The sequence below is a fragment of the Peloplasma aerotolerans genome (assembly GCF_030012175.1).
Classification (GTDB): Bacteria; Bacillota_I; Bacilli_A; order Acholeplasmatales; family Acholeplasmataceae; genus Peloplasma; species Peloplasma aerotolerans.
This window is the reverse complement of the sequence record NZ_JASCXW010000022.1, coordinates 1-16,815: the sequence shown is the minus strand read 5'-3', so window position 1 is coordinate 16,815 and position 16,815 is coordinate 1. Positions and strand designations below refer to the sequence as shown.

14 protein-coding genes are annotated in these 16,815 nt (G+C 33.1%); 4 read left to right on the top strand and 10 right to left on the bottom strand.

Annotated elements, in window-relative coordinates; all coding sequences use genetic code 11:
• Nucleotides 1-7: 7 nt before the first annotated feature.
• The gene (locus QJ521_RS06730) at nt 8-838 is read right to left on the bottom strand and encodes a CPBP family intramembrane glutamic endopeptidase (protein ID WP_282839682.1); all 831 of its coding nucleotides are present in this window, start codon (nt 836-838) and stop codon (nt 8-10) included.
• A 218-nt stretch (nt 839-1,056) separates the two neighbouring features.
• Here QJ521_RS06730 and QJ521_RS06725 point away from each other — a divergent pair, with 218 nt between their 5' ends.
• The 3 genes from QJ521_RS06725 (at nt 1,057) to QJ521_RS06715 (ending at nt 3,540) form a co-directional block, all read left to right on the top strand.
• Complete coding sequence (locus tag QJ521_RS06725) at nt 1,057-2,241, top strand: IS91 family transposase (RefSeq protein WP_282839681.1); 1,185 nt, start codon at nt 1,057-1,059, stop codon at nt 2,239-2,241.
• A gap of 22 nt (nt 2,242-2,263) precedes the next feature.
• Entirely contained in the window at nt 2,264-2,566 is a 303-nt protein-coding gene (locus QJ521_RS06720; RefSeq protein ID WP_282839680.1) for a hypothetical protein, read from the top strand.
• A gap of 278 nt (nt 2,567-2,844) precedes the next feature.
• The gene (locus tag QJ521_RS06715) at nt 2,845-3,540 is read left to right on the top strand and encodes an NADPH-dependent F420 reductase (protein ID WP_282839679.1); all 696 of its coding nucleotides are present in this window, start codon (nt 2,845-2,847) and stop codon (nt 3,538-3,540) included.
• 71 nt (nt 3,541-3,611) lie between these two features.
• Here QJ521_RS06715 and QJ521_RS06710 read toward each other — a convergent pair whose 3' ends face one another.
• The 3 genes from QJ521_RS06710 to QJ521_RS06700 form a co-directional block, all read right to left on the bottom strand.
• Nucleotides 3,612-3,722 (bottom strand): DUF6290 family protein, encoded by a 111-nt coding sequence (locus tag QJ521_RS06710; RefSeq protein WP_282839678.1) that lies wholly within the window; start codon nt 3,720-3,722, stop codon nt 3,612-3,614.
• Between the two features lie 143 nt (nt 3,723-3,865).
• Nucleotides 3,866-4,963: a UDP-galactopyranose mutase gene (gene glf / locus QJ521_RS06705; protein WP_282839677.1), complete on the bottom strand. Its 1,098-nt coding sequence runs from the start codon at nt 4,961-4,963 to the stop codon at nt 3,866-3,868.
• Nucleotides 4,964-5,016: 53 nt separating this feature from the next.
• Nucleotides 5,017-6,045 carry a glycosyltransferase family 2 protein gene (locus QJ521_RS06700; protein ID WP_282839676.1) on the bottom strand — a complete coding sequence of 343 codons (1,029 nt, stop codon included), beginning with the start codon at nt 6,043-6,045 and terminating at the stop codon, nt 5,017-5,019.
• Between the two features lie 100 nt (nt 6,046-6,145).
• Here QJ521_RS06700 and QJ521_RS06695 point away from each other — a divergent pair, with 100 nt between their 5' ends.
• Nucleotides 6,146-6,358, top strand: a complete 213-nt coding sequence (locus QJ521_RS06695; RefSeq protein WP_282839675.1) for a hypothetical protein — start codon at nt 6,146-6,148, stop codon at nt 6,356-6,358.
• 213 nt (nt 6,359-6,571) lie between these two features.
• On the opposite strand, the gene QJ521_RS06690 is transcribed toward QJ521_RS06695, so the two are convergent.
• The 6 genes from QJ521_RS06690 to QJ521_RS06665 form a co-directional block, all read right to left on the bottom strand.
• Nucleotides 6,572-8,389 carry an MFS transporter gene (locus QJ521_RS06690; protein WP_282839674.1) on the bottom strand — a complete coding sequence of 606 codons (1,818 nt, stop codon included), beginning with the start codon at nt 8,387-8,389 and terminating at the stop codon, nt 6,572-6,574.
• A 13-nt stretch (nt 8,390-8,402) separates the two neighbouring features.
• Complete coding sequence (locus QJ521_RS06685; RefSeq protein WP_282839673.1) at nt 8,403-10,337, bottom strand: glycoside hydrolase family 2 protein; 1,935 nt, start codon at nt 10,335-10,337, stop codon at nt 8,403-8,405.
• A gap of 643 nt (nt 10,338-10,980) precedes the next feature.
• Complete coding sequence (locus QJ521_RS06680; RefSeq protein WP_282839672.1) at nt 10,981-12,309, bottom strand: ATP-binding protein; 1,329 nt, start codon at nt 12,307-12,309, stop codon at nt 10,981-10,983.
• A gap of 1 nt (nt 12,310) precedes the next feature.
• Nucleotides 12,311-13,024 carry a LytR/AlgR family response regulator transcription factor gene (locus tag QJ521_RS06675; protein ID WP_282839671.1) on the bottom strand — a complete coding sequence of 238 codons (714 nt, stop codon included), beginning with the start codon at nt 13,022-13,024 and terminating at the stop codon, nt 12,311-12,313.
• Nucleotides 13,025-13,335: 311 nt separating this feature from the next.
• Nucleotides 13,336-16,371, bottom strand: coding sequence for a beta-glucosidase (locus QJ521_RS06670; protein WP_282839670.1), 3,036 nt, complete (start codon nt 16,369-16,371; stop codon nt 13,336-13,338).
• A gap of 27 nt (nt 16,372-16,398) precedes the next feature.
• A partial coding sequence (locus tag QJ521_RS06665) for a hypothetical protein (RefSeq protein ID WP_282839669.1) occupies nt 16,399-16,815 on the bottom strand: 417 nt, incomplete at its 5' end.

The following is a 16,815-nucleotide window of genomic DNA, read 5'->3' as shown; positions in this document are numbered from 1 at the left end:
TTTAGAATTAGTTATAGTTTTGACTTAGTTCTTTTCTTTGCTTGATATGTGTGTATGCGTATATTAAGGATATAGCAATTATTGCAACCGCATTAATAATTACTTCACCGTATCGAATAAATTCTGTATATTTAGAAATATTTATTGTACTCTTTAGTGATAATATGGAACCAGAATTGTCACCTGTACTTAATAATGAAAGAGCGATATTTAAAATCGTATGAACAACAATACTAGACCAGATTGATCTCGTTAAATCATATAATAAGGTAATAAGAAACGTTGCTGATAATAAAGCAACAATATATGAAAACTCAAAGTCTCGATTTAGAAAATGTGGAAGTAGAAACAACGGTATTGAAATCAAATATGCAACTACGATATTATGCTCTCTATAAAAACGGTGCAAGTATCCTCTAAATAAGACTTCTTCGTTTATACTCACTCCTATATATAGAATGATCATAATAATTATAGGTACATATTCTACATTATTCCTTATTGAAACATAACCATTAGATATAACGTAAACTGTATACAAAATAAATCCTGTTATTATAATCAAAATAGCTACCAAAGACAATATGGATGTCTGTTTATTCCAGTGAAGTCCCATTTTTTTTATGGAGAGTCGATGGATAAACCGATAAGCTAGACCAACAAAAACCACAGTGATACTAGCAGTAATTGCTATTGTATAAACAAAACGAACGTTCCTGACATCTGTGTACTGTGGTAATGAAAACATTGATTGAAGCGAAAGCATCACAACTAATGAAATAGCAAAAATAAATATGGTTGTAAATAAAGGTATCAAAAAAAAGATTACTTTTTTCATAATTATTCGATTCATTCGATATTGAATTGAATGAATTTCCTTTCATTTTATTTAATTTTAAAGAAACGCTAATATATTCAATTTTTACCACATTATTTTTTTAATTTCAATACTTTGAGTATTAATTTATTAAAAAATAGGTGATTAAAATCACCCTTTACTAAAACCTGTAGTTTGGAACTATGGGTTTTTACTTTATAATAAGGGTGGGTGATATCGTGAACACATATCCTGTAAACATTGTAAATGAGTATCTAAGACATTCAAATCTCAAAATCAATCGTCAAGGTTACTCTATAGCTGATATCTTTCGAGACTACTGGTCAGATTTTCTCTTAAACAATCCTAAATTGAACATTAGACCCGTTGTTTTTGACAACGTTGAAAGAATGATGAAATGTAAAACCCCAGATCTTGGCTATTCTTTCTACAGTTGTCCAAATTGTGATAACTTTATGATTGTATATAACTCATGCAAATCTCGTTTTTGTAACAGCTGCGGTGTCAAATATGCCAAACAACGTGCTGTTCACACCTCCAATGTACTGATGGACTGTGCGCACAGACATATCACATTTACGATACCTGACTCACTCAGAATCTATTTTAGACAGGATCGCTCAAGATTAAGTATCTTGTTCGAAGCGGTGAATCAGACGCTTCAGTATCTATCACTTAAGCATGGGAAATCAAAACGTTGGAAACTTGGCTATGTTTTGGTCTGCCACACCTTCGGCAGAGCCTTAAATTTTAACTGTCATATCCATGCTCTTGTTTCTGAAGGCGTGATTAATAAATCGGGTGAGTTTAAATCTTTAACATATTTTAACTTTGAACTCTTGAGAAAATCCTTTATGAAGACACTTCTAGACTTGCTCCATAAAACATTAGGTCACGGATTTTATAAGGAAAAATGTGCGCTTTATGCTTCAAAAGAAAACGGGTTTTATGTCTATGGCCCAAGTTTAGATAAAAAATCTCAAAAAGGGCTCATTGAATACGTACTGAGATACACAGGAAGGCCTGTCATGGCTGAATCTCGTATAGATGATGTAGATCATGTCAATCGACAGATTACTTACACCTATGAACCTCACGAGGATGATCTGCTTCCTGATGAAGAAAAAAATGGTACGATCACTGTGACCGAAGATATCGATGCGTTTATTAAGAAACTGATTGTGCACATTCCTGAACACCAGTTCAAAATGATTCGTTATTACGGTGTCTATTCCTCTAAAGGTAGAAAACTTATTCCTAACTATAAGAAGAAAAAATCTCTCAAGTCCTTGTTTCCATTAAAGTGGAAAAATCTTATGCTTCAAACTTTTAAGTTTGATCCTCTGTTATGTCCTTGTGGTGCGACAATGAAATATGAGTTCGAGTCCTCCCATTATCCATAACTACAGAAAGTTGGTATAAAAGATGAATTTAAAGTTTAAAATCCACAGAAATCCACGCTCAGATGAAGAAATTGAAAGTTTAATCCAAGAGTTTGGTGATCAAACTGAGTGGGATGGTTCACGTATCTTTGACCCTAAGAATCCTGACCATCTCTTGTCTGAACCCAAGGTTTGGCTAAAGTGTCAACGCTGTGGGAAGGAAATTGAGTTCTCTTATGAATCTTTGGCTCATTTAAACTACAGTACGAAAGGGTTACCCTTTATCATGTGCACCACATGTAATGTTAAGAAAGGCATCATGTTTCCAAGAGATTTAACCGAGTAAAAATAAAAACTCAATCTCTATTTCGCCTAGCTTTTCTTAGGCTTTTTCGCGTTAAATTACTGAACTATCAACTCTTATATATCCATTTACTAGAAAAGACGAACTTTCCTAGTAAATAAAAAAAGCCTTTCCATGAGCTGGAAAAGCATTTCATATCCATATTGGTGACCTGTAAATACTCGCGAAATTTTCCAAGTTTAAAATGAAATGCTAAAACAATAAATATATTTTTTTCGCATGATATACTATCATTATCAAAGAAAAAAGGATGTGAATGTATGAAAATCGGAATTATTGGTTCTGGTGATGTTGGAAAGACATTGGCAATTGCATTTAGTAATCATAAACAAGAAATCATGCTATCTAGTAGATCTCCTGAAAAATTATCTTCATTTATCAATGAAAACAAGAACATTTTGATAGGTAATCCTTTTGAGACTGCAAGCTTTGGAGAGGTCGTGATTAACGCAACCCCTGGTTTAAAGTCATTAGACGCACTACTACCTTTAAAACATGCGCTTTATGACAAAATATTAATTGATTTATCGAATCCTTTAGAATTTCCTGATATAAAGCTATCTGTAGTAAACACTGACTCATTAGGAGAACAAATTCAAAGACTTCTACCTGAAACTAAAGTCATTAAGACATTAAATACTGTGAACTCCAAAATTATGGTTGATCCTTCATTGTTAGGTACGCTAGATCACGTAATGTTCATTTCGGGAAATGACTTTATAGCTAAACAAATTGTTACTGACATCTTAAAAGACCTTTTCAAGTGGAAACACGTCATTGACCTAGGTGATATAACTGCTGCCAGATCACAAGAAATGCTACTTCCATTATGGTTGAAATTATGTGAGAAAATGGGTAGTGGAGCATTTAATTTTAATATTGTAAAAAAGAATAGAGCAAATAATGAGGTTTCCAGCATTTGGAAACCTCATTATTTTATTCCCTATTTTGAATGAACTTAATCAATAAACGCATATTTTTTGTTAATGTGCAAACTGATGAGCATTTTTTATCTACTCATTTTTGTTTATCTGTAGATAGTTTTTCTCATAACTTCTGAAACGGTTGTACCATGAAACTCAACATATTTCTTTCTGAGTTCTGACCCTCTATTATTCATTCTAATTGATACGAACATATAATCATCTCAATTGTGTTACATAAATAGAACAAACACAATACATTGTATAACATTCAAACTATTGTATATACTTCTTTATTTATGAGTTAATTAACTAATACATCCATACTTACATCTCTTCTAAGATAAATGAAAAAATACTATAACAGTTCCTTCTTCACAAGCGATAATGCGGATTCAATCACTTTATCCATATCATAATACTTATATTCTGCAAGTCTTCCACCAAAGATGACTTGAGATTCTTGATTAGCTTTTTCTTGATACATGTTATAAATCCTTTGATTGCGCTCACTGTTGATTGGATAATAAGGTTCATCCCCTGGTTTCCAATGGGAAGGATATTCCCTAGTAATAACAGTTTTTTCTTGTTTTCCAAAGTTAAAATGCTTGTGTTCAATAATTCGTGTAAATGGTACTTCTTGATCCGCATAATTAATGACTGCATTTCCCTGATAGTTCTCGGTGTTTATACTTTCAAGTTCGAACTTTAAAGAACGGTATTCAAGAGTGCCGAACTGATAATCATAGAAGCGATCAATAGTGCCCGTATAAAGGATTTTTTTAGCTACCCCTTCTAATGACTTCCGTTGTTCGAAAAAGTCTGTATTAAGCCTTACATCAACGTTTCCAAGCATGCGCTCAATCAACTTAGTATATCCTTCCTTTGGAATTCCCTGATAAGTATCATTGAAATAGTTGTTGTTAAATGTGAAACGAACAGGTAGTCTTTTGATAATGAAGGCGGGCAAGTCTACACATGCTTTTCCCCATTGCTTTTCAGTGTATCCCTTAATGAGTTTTTCGTAGATTTCTCTACCAACTAATTTGATGGCTTGCTCCTCTAAGTTGGTCGGTTCTAATCTTTTATATATATCTTTTTGTGCTTCGATTTTCGCCTTAGCTTCAGCAGGAGTCGTGACACCCCATAGTTGATAAAACGTATTCATATTAAAAGGCAGATTATAAAGTTTGCCATCAAAGAACGTCATCGGTGTATTGATGAAATGATTAAATGATCCAAATTGGTTCACATACTCCCAAGTCTCTTGATTAGAGGTATGAAAAATATGCGGACCGTACCAATGTACGTCCACATCGTCTACACTTTTCGTATAGATATTACCCCCAATGTGATCTCTACGATCAATGACCAAGACTTTTTTTCCTTTTTTTGTCGCTTCGTGGGCGAAGACTGATCCGAATAACCCTGACCCTACGACTAAATAATCATACATAATTTAACCCACCTAAAAACAACTAAACCAAATAGTAATTTGGTTTCAGTTGATTATCCTAACTTAACTTTCTTTGCGAGATACAAATAACCTCTAACCATCAAGAAACTCTTTATTTTCCATGGGAAAAAATTTACAGTCGTATTATAAGATCTATATCTTAAATAGCGATACATTTTTTTATCATTATTCTTTATATGTTCCCAAAGGTTAGACAAATCCATTCTTCTCTCATCAGAATCAGAAGCTACTGTAAACATCTGTGTGATGATTAGCATCGCAGCGATGCAATGCTTCATATATTGTTTCAATCCTTTTTCCATCATTGTCAACTGCTCATATGTATATGCCTGATTCAAAATCTTGAAAACTTTGATTTGTTGCTGATATCTTTTCGTAATGTTTTCAAGTGTCACAGACTGATCCATTCTACCAATGAAATATCGATACAAAGGAAGTGGCATATAATAAATCGTTTTGACATAAGGTAAAGGTACATATGCAACGATATTATCAACGTAAAATGTATGTCTTGGTAGTTCTAATCCGATTTCTCTTAATATATCTGTCCTATATATTAATGCGTGCATCAATAACGTTTTTGAGTACCTAAAGTTTTTCTTGATTTGGTCCCATCTAAAAATTTTATATGCTGGAAAGTTGTCAAAATAATCTCTTTCATACTGCGTTTGATCTTCAACATGCTCATACACGAAATTGGTGATGTATAGATCCACCTGTTTGTTCTCTTTTGAATGCTTTCTCATTTGACTGAGTAGTTGCTCCAAGCTGGTGCGATCCATCCAATCATCAGAATCTAAAACTTTAAAATATGTACCCTTAGCAATTTTCAATCCAGCATTAATCCCTGATCCATGTCCACCATTTTGTTGATCAACGACTTCTATTAAATGCGGGTGTGCTTTTTGATAAGATTTTGCAATATGTAGTGTTTGATCTTTAGAGCCGTCATTGACGATAATAATCTCAATATCATCTCCAAATCCAAAAAGCGATTCAATTGCTGTATGAAGATATTTTTCTGAGTTATATGAGGGTATAACAAAACTTATTGTTTTCATGATGTATCTCCACGAACTTAATACTCTGTGTTAAGTTCCTTTTCTGTTTAATAATAACTATGAATATTGGGAAAATACCCATAATGAGATGGCTGCATTAATGATCGTCGTAATCATATCAGCAGTCGTCTCTCTTGCCCCCCTCCAACCCCATGTGTACATGAGTAAAATGCAAATCGGTGCTTTGTACCACCTTTGTAGAGCAGTTGAAATCATGGTAATCAAAATGTGCGCAATCTATTACCATATCGCTGCAACTCATGGGTTGGTGTTCGACTTACCCGTGATGTTACGTATTTTGCAAAAAAATTAATGATTTGCGAAATCTCCATCGTTATTTTAACTGCTAGGGAATAGGCAATGACACCAACACCGTCACTATTATACCAAATACGTAGTCATCACCTTTAAACATGTTTAAAATTCTGATTGCTTGTACTTCAGGATCTGCTCTAGCTTCTAAAAAAACGCAAAAATCAATACTACTCTTAATTGCTTTGTGCTTGTATATATCGATTTCTCAGTTCTAACTTACTTTTACCTGCGATAAATATTCTTTAGGTATTTCTATTACATTTGAGGCAGGGTCTTCATTGATAGCTTCGTGTTTACCCCAAATTTTATTATATAACTTATCAATCATTGACTGTTTTTCAGTTTTTTCTTCGATAATTGTTTCGTATTCGTTAATAAATTCTTTGGGTACTTGTCCAATCGTAGTCCAAGTAGCCATTGCTTTTTCTTTTGGCATACCTAGGCTAATTGCTTTTTTTCTAATTGCATTTACTGCTTGAATTTCTCTTAACTTATTGCCATTCAATTTATAAAATCTCATTGAAATCAATGTGATAACCCATGAAACCATAGGAATAAGTGCAAAAGTAATTAGTGCTGAAGGTAATACACCTGTATAGTCACTAATGACAATGCCTGTACTTGGTAATTTACCATTTAGTGCTGGAATGAAACCAACAATGAATACAGATAATAATAACGTAGCAAATGAAGATACAAATTTATCGATTAACGAGAATAAAGTTCCCATCATACCTGGAATATAATTACCAGTTCTATAGGTTTCATAATCTGTACAATCTGCAATCATTGGAATAACCATTTCAGATCCAAGATTATATGCACCATAACCTAAACCAAACATTACAATCCAAGCAAGCGTAAACAAGTTTGTAGCTATGTAAATTGATCCATCATTCCTCCAGTGTAATAATGACAAATTGAAATTTAGATCATCTTGATTCCACATAAGTAATAAGATGACTATCCCAATATAGAATAAAAATGCAATGACAGTAAATTGAGTGACTGCACGTTTTTGCCCTTTTTTACCTGCAAGTTTTGCGCCAACAACAAACAATATACCCATAAATAAGAATGAAGCAACATACATTGGAATATATAGTCCATTATAACTTCCCATCATGATGCCATAAATAAGCACCGCTACAGCACTAGAGGTCGCAATCGTTGAAGCTAGTTTATTGGCACCTGCTGAGAAAACTAACCATCTAATTTGATTGTTATGTTTTAGAACGCTAATAAAGTCTCTTAATTTAGCAGATTTAGTTTCTTTATCGATACCCCAGTTTTCTGGAACATCCTTTTTCCATATAGCAAACACTGCAAGACCAGTATATAACATTGATAGTCCGATGCAGATTGGTACTAAAATATTGTAAAACTCAGGATTATATTGCGCACCAAAATCATTAGCTATATCTAAAGGTTCGACGAACATTGGTAACAATCCATTACCAATCATATTAACAAGTACAATTGAGCCAATCATACCAATCATATTCCAAACCACAAATTGTGATCTTTGTTTTGGGTCATTTGTAATACAAGTCTGTCCCGCTTTTGTTACTGATGTTTGAGCAGTATAACCAAACACATAAACTACATAACAGACGACAAATAAAACCCATCTTAACCATGATAATTCAATAGGTCTTATTAAGAAGAACATCGCAATCACTGAGATTGCTAATAATAAGTTTCCAAAAATCATATAGGGTCTAAACTTACCTAATTTACTATTGGTTTTATCAATTAAAGCCCCTATGAAAGGATCAGTAATTCCATCAAATATACGCATTCCAGTAACAAGTGTAGATAACACCACGGTTAATGCTCCCATTGCTGCTGCTGATAAAATACCACCAATAAATCCACCACTTAGGTAGTATCCACCATAATACGTTATAAATAACATTAATGTAAAATACGTGTTTGTTGCTGCATTATTAAAAGGAAATAAAGCAATTTGATATGTTTTCCCCCTGTTTATATATTCATTATTTTCAGTTGTAATATCCTCTATCATGTTTTTTTCCCTCTTATTTTTCCCAACTTACATTTTTAGTTTTCTTAATTTTGTACTCTTTTGGTTTTTTATTTACTTTTATAAATTGGAATTCGTCTTGTAAGTTGTTTGATTTAACAACAACATGATTAGCTTTGTTCACGACAACTATTACTTCAACTTTATGATTATGAACTGCCCCACTATATACAAGATCACTATTATGATATATTTCTATATCACTTTGATTTGTATAAACTTTAATTTTTGTTTTCTTTTCTTTTCTCTTTTCATATCCTTTATCACAAAGATGAACGAAAGGTTCTTTTGCCCAATTCGCCTTATAAAGAAAGAATGCATCTTTTTTGCGCTTACGATTAAAAGTTATTAATCCTTTATGATTCATGCCTGGTTCACCACCTTGATTTCTTGCATCTGCAGCGAAATCAAACATATTCCAAACATGTGTTCCCCAAATATAGTCACGTGCTTTAATGATATCTAACATACGCTCATGATAAATCGCTTGATATGCTTCAGTGTTATCTCCACGTCGTGGAAATCTATTAAATACTTTATCAACACCTTCAGCCCCGTATTCTGATAATCCAAGAATTTCATTTGGATATTTTTTATGGTATCTATCCAATTTCCATCCAGCCAATGACGTAAATGGTAAATACCAGCCAAAATATAAATTATATGATACTATATCTGGCACTCTGTTTAATTTGTTGTTAATTCTTGCTGGCATATAGTTGGCAATGATTGTTTTTCTTGAAGAATCTAAATCATGAACTAAATCATTCATTTTTTTATGGAACGCTAGACAATCTTTACCTGCATATGAGATAGTGATTTCATTTGATATACCCCAAGTAACGATACTTGGTCTATGGTATTGTTGAATGATTAATTCTCTCATTTGCTGTTTTGCATTATCATTTGCGTGATTCATATGTTTAGAGATATAAGGAATTTCTGCCCAAACAATAAACCCCTCTTTATCACATAAATCATAGAAATAATCATCATGTTGATAATGGGCAAGTCTTATAGTGTTTGCGCCAACTTCTTTAATCAACTCAATATCTTCATTATGGTCTTTTACTGTTAAAGCATTCCCAATTTTAGGTCTATCTTGATGTCTACAAACGCCACGAAGTGGGTACTTCTTACCATTCAAAAAAAATCCATCATTTGAGTCAAAATGAAATGATCTAAACCCAACTTGATACTCAATACTATCTAAAACTTTAGTACCCTCTTTTAACTTAATATCTACAGTATATAAGTATGGATCTTCCTTACCTTGCCATAGATGAACATTATCTAAGATTATTGGATTTGTTGGTTCTCCATTATATACAGATTTCCCTTCTTGATCTTTAACTTCAACACTTACTTTTCCTTTACCAATAACATAAGTTTCAAGCTCGAGATGTCCTTTTTGGTCAATCACATGTGCATTTACTTTAGCACCTTTTGAACCATAATGTAACAAATCAAAATGACTATCCTGTACACCAATGATTGAAACATTTCTATAAATACCCCCATAAAATGTAAAATCTGCTTTTTGAGGATAAACTCTATCATTGACTGCATTATCAGCTAAAACATATATCTCATTTTGTTCATCAACATAATGAGTTACTTCATATCTAAATGTTGAATACCCTCCATCATGATGTCCTAAATGGTTTCCATTAAAGTAAACATCTGATGATGAATTTACCCCTTTGAATTCTATAAAATATTTCTGACCTTCTGGTAATTCGGTTCTTGTTAAACTTTTTTTATACCAAAATTTATCTCTAATATAATCATTACCACCATCTTGGCCATCAATACCATTCCAAGTATGTGGTAAATCAATCTCTATAAAGTTTTTATCTGTCAATAAATCGTAAGAGACGTCCTCTTTTAAGAACATCCAATTTTGATTTATATTTCTAATATTTCTCATAAAAAATCTCCTTGTATATTATGTAGTGTAGATTTAGGATGAGACCTAGCTACATTTAGTGTTATAGTATAGTCAAGACATAACTAGAATAATCCACTTATTCTCGTTACATGTTTTTGTCGCTACTGAAAGTGAGAACCTGCTTGCATGACTTCATAGAACAGTTGTTTATCACAAACTCAATCCTATGTATTCATGTTTAATGCAAAGCGCTTTCACTGATTATATTATAACAATATAAAATACAATAATTTCTACTTTTACATAATTGGTATTTCTCTTTGCACTTTCAGTACATTATGGTTCATTAGAATATTTTTTGATAGAACCACAAAAGCATTCATATGGATATATTTAAATGTATATACATACACAGTCTGTAGATAAAGTTCTATACTTCGGGGTTTGGTGTTTTTATTTCATGTATAAAAGAGAGATATGATTGTGCTTATTAAAAATGTTCTCAATAACTGCTTAAACACGTTTGAACTTCTGGTTTGATAATGTGTGCGGAGTACTCTCTTTTATTTTTCAATAAGCTAGTTAACCTAAACTAAAATGAAAAAAGTACCTCAAACGAACTACTTTGTCTACAGACTGAAACACACCTTTACGATACACTCATAAAGGTGTGTTTACTTAATTACTTTTTATCGTAATTAAAATCAGATATTGGAAACAATATCGTCAAGATAAACCAATTATCTTTTGTATCAATTCGTAATGTGCCCCCATATTTTGATACAATTGTTTGAATACTTTTTATCCCATATCCATGACCTAATTTATCTTCTTTTGTTGTAATTAAACGACCATCTCTATATTTCAATGGATGTTCATAATAATTCTCCATATTTACAATGAGTAACGCATGTTGTTGGTGTATACTGATATTAATAACTCTATTCTCTACATTTTCGACTTTTCTCGATGATTCTATAGCATTATCAAACATATTACCAATAAATGATGTAAGCTCCATCGTACTCATAAATGACAATTTTGACCCCTCTATTGCGTAAGTTAAACCAATTCTTAACTCATCACATTGCATTCTCATTGAGGTAACAATTGTGTCAATAACAACATTACCTGTCTCAGCTTGCAAGTAATAACCTTTAAGTTCTTTTTCAAAGTCATTTAAATGTTTATTTTTAATCTCATGATTGTTCTCAGCACGAATCAGATTTATCAGATGTTTTATATCATGATACCTTTGATTCGCTAGTTGTATATTTTCTTTGGACTGAAGATATTGATCATAGTATTTTTGAAATGTCGTTTGAAGTATTGTAATCTCTTTTTGAGATTGAATAATAATCTGATATTCTTGTAAAACTAAAATAACGACAACACCACATAAATCAACTAAAGTTCTAATATAAAATATTTCTTGTGGATAAACACTAGATATGGGCGAAGGGATGTTTAGAAATGATAGATTACTCATGAAAAATACAATAATCATGATTGCGAAAACTGTAACCATGTTATTTCGTTTAATCTCTGGTTTATAACCCTTTATATGGTAATGCTTATATATAACATAGAAAATCAACACAAAGATAGACGTAAAGACAATGAAAATAATATATTGAATTAAAAGTAATCCACTATAGTTAATTGCAGTTCCGATATAATAATAGATTTGCCATTCTATGGCCGCTACAAACTGAGAATAAATAAATGCTTGTGTTGCTAAGTAGATGGCTTGTACCCATGATACTCGTGCGGTTGAATAAATAAATAAAAACATTAAAGCATACATACTAATAATCGTGATAATCCATAAGCTATCACTTAGTGTTTCAAAATACACTTGTGCCAATAAAAAAATAGTTAATGCGATGAAAATACTAACTATTGTAAAATTTTTAGAAAATCGTTTTGGAAGAAAATAAATGACTAATACACTAAATGTCAACTGCAGAATACCATAAAGTATTTTAGAAATCGCAGTACCTTCAATCATCTTAAATGCCGCCTTTGAAATATTCTGTTAATACATCCATAAATTTCTTTTTTCTGGCTCTACTAATCTTCAATCTTGTTTTATCTACAATTACATAATCACCATCAACACCTTTAACGTGTTCTAAATTGATGATATAGGAATTGTTGCATCTAAAAAAGTTTTGCCCACTTAACTTCTCTTCCCATTCTTTTAGTGTTCCCCACAAACTATAGTCTTTTTCAAATGTACTTATAATAAGTTCATGTTTTACACTTTCAATAAAATGTATTTGAAAAGAATCAATTTTCTTAATGCCTGATTCTGTATTAATAATAACGTGATGATTATTTTGCTGATCGATTTTTTTCAATGCTCTTTTCAACTCTCTTGAAAACTTAAAATAGGTCACAGGTTTGATAAGAAATGATTGAGCATCAACCTCATAGCCTTTAACAGCAAAATTAATAAGATTAGTAACAAACATAATCAACACTTTTGAATCCATTTCTCTAATCTTTTCTGCTGTTGCAATGCCATTTAGTTGCTTCAAATCTATATCTAAAAATAATATGTTGTATTGACATTGATAATTATCAATTAAGTTATACCCATCGCTATACTCATCAATATAAAACTCAACATGATTCTCATTTGAGTATTTTTTTAAATTTTCTTTTAGAGCATCACTATAATTCTGTTCGTCTTCAACTATTGCAACCTTATACGTATTCATATATTACTCCAATTTGCTTTTTGTTAATTATTATACCATATTTTTCATGCACAATGGTCTAAACTATTGATTTTTAAGAGCGTTACATCATAGGAAAATATGATGTATAAATAAAAATATCCTCACTTATTCATGAATGTATATCTACTATATATATACACAAATAAGGAGGATTTAGGGAGACTAAGTAACTAATAATGCAATATATCACTACTATTTCATCATTAGTGAAGCTTTTTTAAGTTTAACACGATATACTACTCATCGTCTTACTGTCAAGACAATGATGCATCTAGAGGATAAACATCCGTTTACCTTTTCACTTTCATATCAATAATCAACCAAGTTGTTGATAATCCACTGAGTATTATCAATGTGACTATTGATGCTGTTAAAGTCGTTTGCCACCATGGAGTAATCTCAAGAATTTCAGTGTTGATATCTATGCTATCCATACCACGTGAGTGGAGTACCGTATATAAAACGCGATGTGCAGATTCACGCATTGCTTGAGCAATTTGAGCGTTAGGTGTTTCTCCGTTAGGGCCATATGCTGCAAACTCGAATCCCAAATCAGTCACACCAGTAATAATTGTTCCTGTACTACCAGGATAATTGTCAGGAAGGTCGTTACCTGCAAGTAATTCATGAGGTTTACTCATATAGTCGCCTTCATACATGTCAGTTACAGCAAACCCACTCATGCCTACCTCTCCGCGTAGCCAATCAGTGAGTAGCTCTTTGGAAGCACCTGCCCAAACTGCGCCAATTCGATTAAAACTTGTCATTACATTTTTGGCATCTGCATAAACAATAGGTAGTTCGAAGGCGCGCAAATAAATCTCACGTATCGCCTGTTCTGTAACCCAAGTACCCAAACCTTGTCTTTGGAACTCTTGGTCATTAAGTGCAAGGTGTTTGTTATAAACGTATACACCTTTAGACTGAATACCTAATGTTTTATATGCTGCAATAAGTCCTGTTAATGTTCCATCTTCAGAGAAGTATTCGAAAACACGTCCTGCATAAGGTGTACGGTGAATATTAATCCCCGTACCATAAAGGCCTGCATACCCTGCCCACATAGCGTCTTCACCTATAAGTTCACCTACCTCCTGTACAAGTTGGTCATTCATCGTTGCTGCGATAAGTCCATTACAAGGATAAGCAGTCCCGGTCATATCCTTATCAGGGTCGTTAGTTTGGTTAGCATAACCGTTAGCTCCAGCGGAATACCTTTGCGTGACACCTGAAGGTCCGTTGTGATCAAGTGTTTCTGGTTTGACAATTGAGGGTAGAGAAACAGTCATTCTGAGTCCTACAGCGGTTAATCGAGATAATTCAGCATATGTTAATTGGTCCAATAGCTCATCCCACATTTCATGATCAAAATCTAAATTCAGCAAGGAAATAAGTTTGTGCCTAGTTGCTGCGGAACCCATAACTGGCCAATTGTTATCATTGAGAGGAATATCATCATCATCCAGAATTGTATCAGCATACATTATATCTGTCATCACAAGTCTCTCATAGTTGTCATTAAAACCATCTTCATCCGTGTCTTGCCAAAACTTTAAAGTACCTTCCCAATTATTTCGAGATAAATAAGTAACATTATTACTTCCACCACCTACATAACGATTGATATCTGCGCTTTCAAATAAGCTAGTCACATCAGCACCTGTCCCATAGGATTTAGCATAAGTTAATGCGTCAAAGCCATATTGTACACTATAAACCATATCTTCATTTCCGTTTGCAGTCATACCGTCAGTAACGGTCTTTCCCTTTGCAGCTAATATGTTATTTATCGCTTCATGGCTATTTTGTGCCGCAGTTAAAAAATATTTCCCACTATTTATAATGTAAGCACCTGTACCTAATGCATCGTAACTTGCTAAATAGTATTCTGGAACTGAAACTGTGATAATCTCACTTTGACCTTGATTTAGAACATTGGACGTCTTTCCATAGCCAACCAAATCTACCGATGACTTCTCAATTTGATGTTCAATATCGTAATCAGTATAAGGTTTTTGTGCGTAAATTTGGACAGTCTTTTTCCCAGGTAAACTACCAGTATTCGTTACTTTAACGCTGACACTATATATAGTGTCTCTACCACTTCCATTTTTAGTAACATTAAAATCACTAAAACCAAAAGTCGTATAAGAAAGTCCATAACCAAATGGATATGCAACAACATCATCATATGTAAAATCGCCCGTATTAGGTGTACCCAACACAGTGTCTTCATAACGTGTTTCAGTATAACGATACCCTATGTAGATACCTTCTTGATATACAATATAGCTTGTGTATTTTGAAGCACTAGATGCGTAATTGTAGTCATTAGCATTGGTGTAAGTATATGCACCAAAATTAGCCATAGCAGGGTTTAATAAATTATTAGTCCACCATGTATTAGGCAATGAACCTGAAGGATTCACTTCGCCAGTTAAAAGCTCACCAACTGCATAAATACCATTTTGACCAACAGAACCAATCCACATCGCTGCATCAACACCGTATGCATCATCTTCTAAAAATGCGCTAGATATAGGGTTTGCACTATTAATTAAAACTACAATACCACTTATATCTCCTGCATCTTTTAATGCCTTCAATCCTTCAAGAATACCTAATTCTTCTCTGTTTAACATCAAATAATCAGAATTTTGATAGACGTCAGCCTGCAAAGGATTCGTTCCACCATCTGAGTGATTGGTAACAGCTAAATCGCTTGCTTCACCTCCAACACGACCGACAACAAATACAGCGACTTCACCTTTTCCAAATGTGCTAGCTGCACTACTTTGAGTTATTCTACTCCATCTCGCCTCATTAATTCCTCTTTTTCCAGGAGAGAAATCACGACCATATTCTTCTGAAACGTACCAGTCCATAAGTGGCTTATTGACGACTGTTAGGCCAGCTTCTTCAAATGAATCAACAAACGTTGGTGCACCACTAGTATCTACAGCACCTGAACCGGTGCCACCATAAACTGGAAAAGCGGCAGTAGCACCAAACAATGAGACTTCATTCTCTAATAGTGGTAAAATGCCATCATTCTTCAATAGTGTCGCTCCTTCAGCTACCACTTCTTGTGTCTTAGCAAGTCCTGCTGCTTTTAATTCAGAAACTGAAGAATATACTGAATCATAATAACGGACATATTCAGCACCATCTCCTGGATCCTTAATTAATACAGAGGTATTGATGTTCAAAAAACTGTTTATCTGACCTGAAAACTGTCCTGCAATATTATTTGCGAAAACAGTTACTATAAGTAATGCCACCAGGACATTTGTCAAGATTTTTTTAATTATTCTCATTTTTTTCATGATGCATGCTCCTTTATTTTAAGTTCCTTACTTATATTTCTTCATATAAAGCGCTACTTCGGAAACTACAAAATTCAATAGAAATAGCACTGCACAAATTATAAGTTGTGTAAACTGTGGAAATGGCTCAATGCCGTAAATTGTGTCAGATATCGGCCAAATAACCATTCTAACAAACATTAAAAAGGAAATGCCACTGCCCAAGCACATGATTGTAGGGGAAAACCCCGCGAATTTTTTGCCACTTATTAGTAATACTACGGCAACTACTGCAGTCACCGGAAGCAAAATACAAATTGCCACACTAAATACTGGTTCTTTGTATTGAATACCGCTAAATAATACACCATAACATACAGAAGAAATAACTGCAAGTAGTGCGGAAAATGCGGTAATATAAAAGCCTAATGACATTTTATTTAGTTCTATCGTTTTCATGTCTAT

What these genes read in the sequence shown, in the direction of transcription:
- QJ521_RS06695 (WP_282839675.1), top strand. Translation starts at nt 6,146, where the DNA reads ATGATCGTCGTAATCATATCAGCAGTCGTCTCTCTTGCCCCCCTCCAA.
- QJ521_RS06685 (WP_282839673.1), bottom strand. Translation starts at nt 10,337, where the DNA reads ATGAGAAATATTAGAAATATAAATCAAAATTGGATGTTCTTAAAAGAG.
- glf (WP_282839677.1), bottom strand. Translation starts at nt 4,963, where the DNA reads ATGTATGATTATTTAGTCGTAGGGTCAGGGTTATTCGGATCAGTCTTC.
- QJ521_RS06690 (WP_282839674.1), bottom strand. Translation starts at nt 8,389, where the DNA reads ATGATAGAGGATATTACAACTGAAAATAATGAATATATAAACAGGGGG.
- QJ521_RS06680 (WP_282839672.1), bottom strand. Translation starts at nt 12,309, where the DNA reads ATGATTGAAGGTACTGCGATTTCTAAAATACTTTATGGTATTCTGCAG.
- QJ521_RS06720 (WP_282839680.1), top strand. Translation starts at nt 2,264, where the DNA reads ATGAATTTAAAGTTTAAAATCCACAGAAATCCACGCTCAGATGAAGAA.
- QJ521_RS06675 (WP_282839671.1), bottom strand. Translation starts at nt 13,024, where the DNA reads ATGAATACGTATAAGGTTGCAATAGTTGAAGACGAACAGAATTATAGT.
- QJ521_RS06715 (WP_282839679.1), top strand. Translation starts at nt 2,845, where the DNA reads ATGAAAATCGGAATTATTGGTTCTGGTGATGTTGGAAAGACATTGGCA.
- QJ521_RS06670 (WP_282839670.1), bottom strand. Translation starts at nt 16,371, where the DNA reads ATGAAAAAAATGAGAATAATTAAAAAAATCTTGACAAATGTCCTGGTG.
- QJ521_RS06710 (WP_282839678.1), bottom strand. Translation starts at nt 3,722, where the DNA reads ATGTTCGTATCAATTAGAATGAATAATAGAGGGTCAGAACTCAGAAAG.
- QJ521_RS06730 (WP_282839682.1), bottom strand. Translation starts at nt 838, where the DNA reads ATGAAAAAAGTAATCTTTTTTTTGATACCTTTATTTACAACCATATTT.
- QJ521_RS06700 (WP_282839676.1), bottom strand. Translation starts at nt 6,045, where the DNA reads ATGAAAACAATAAGTTTTGTTATACCCTCATATAACTCAGAAAAATAT.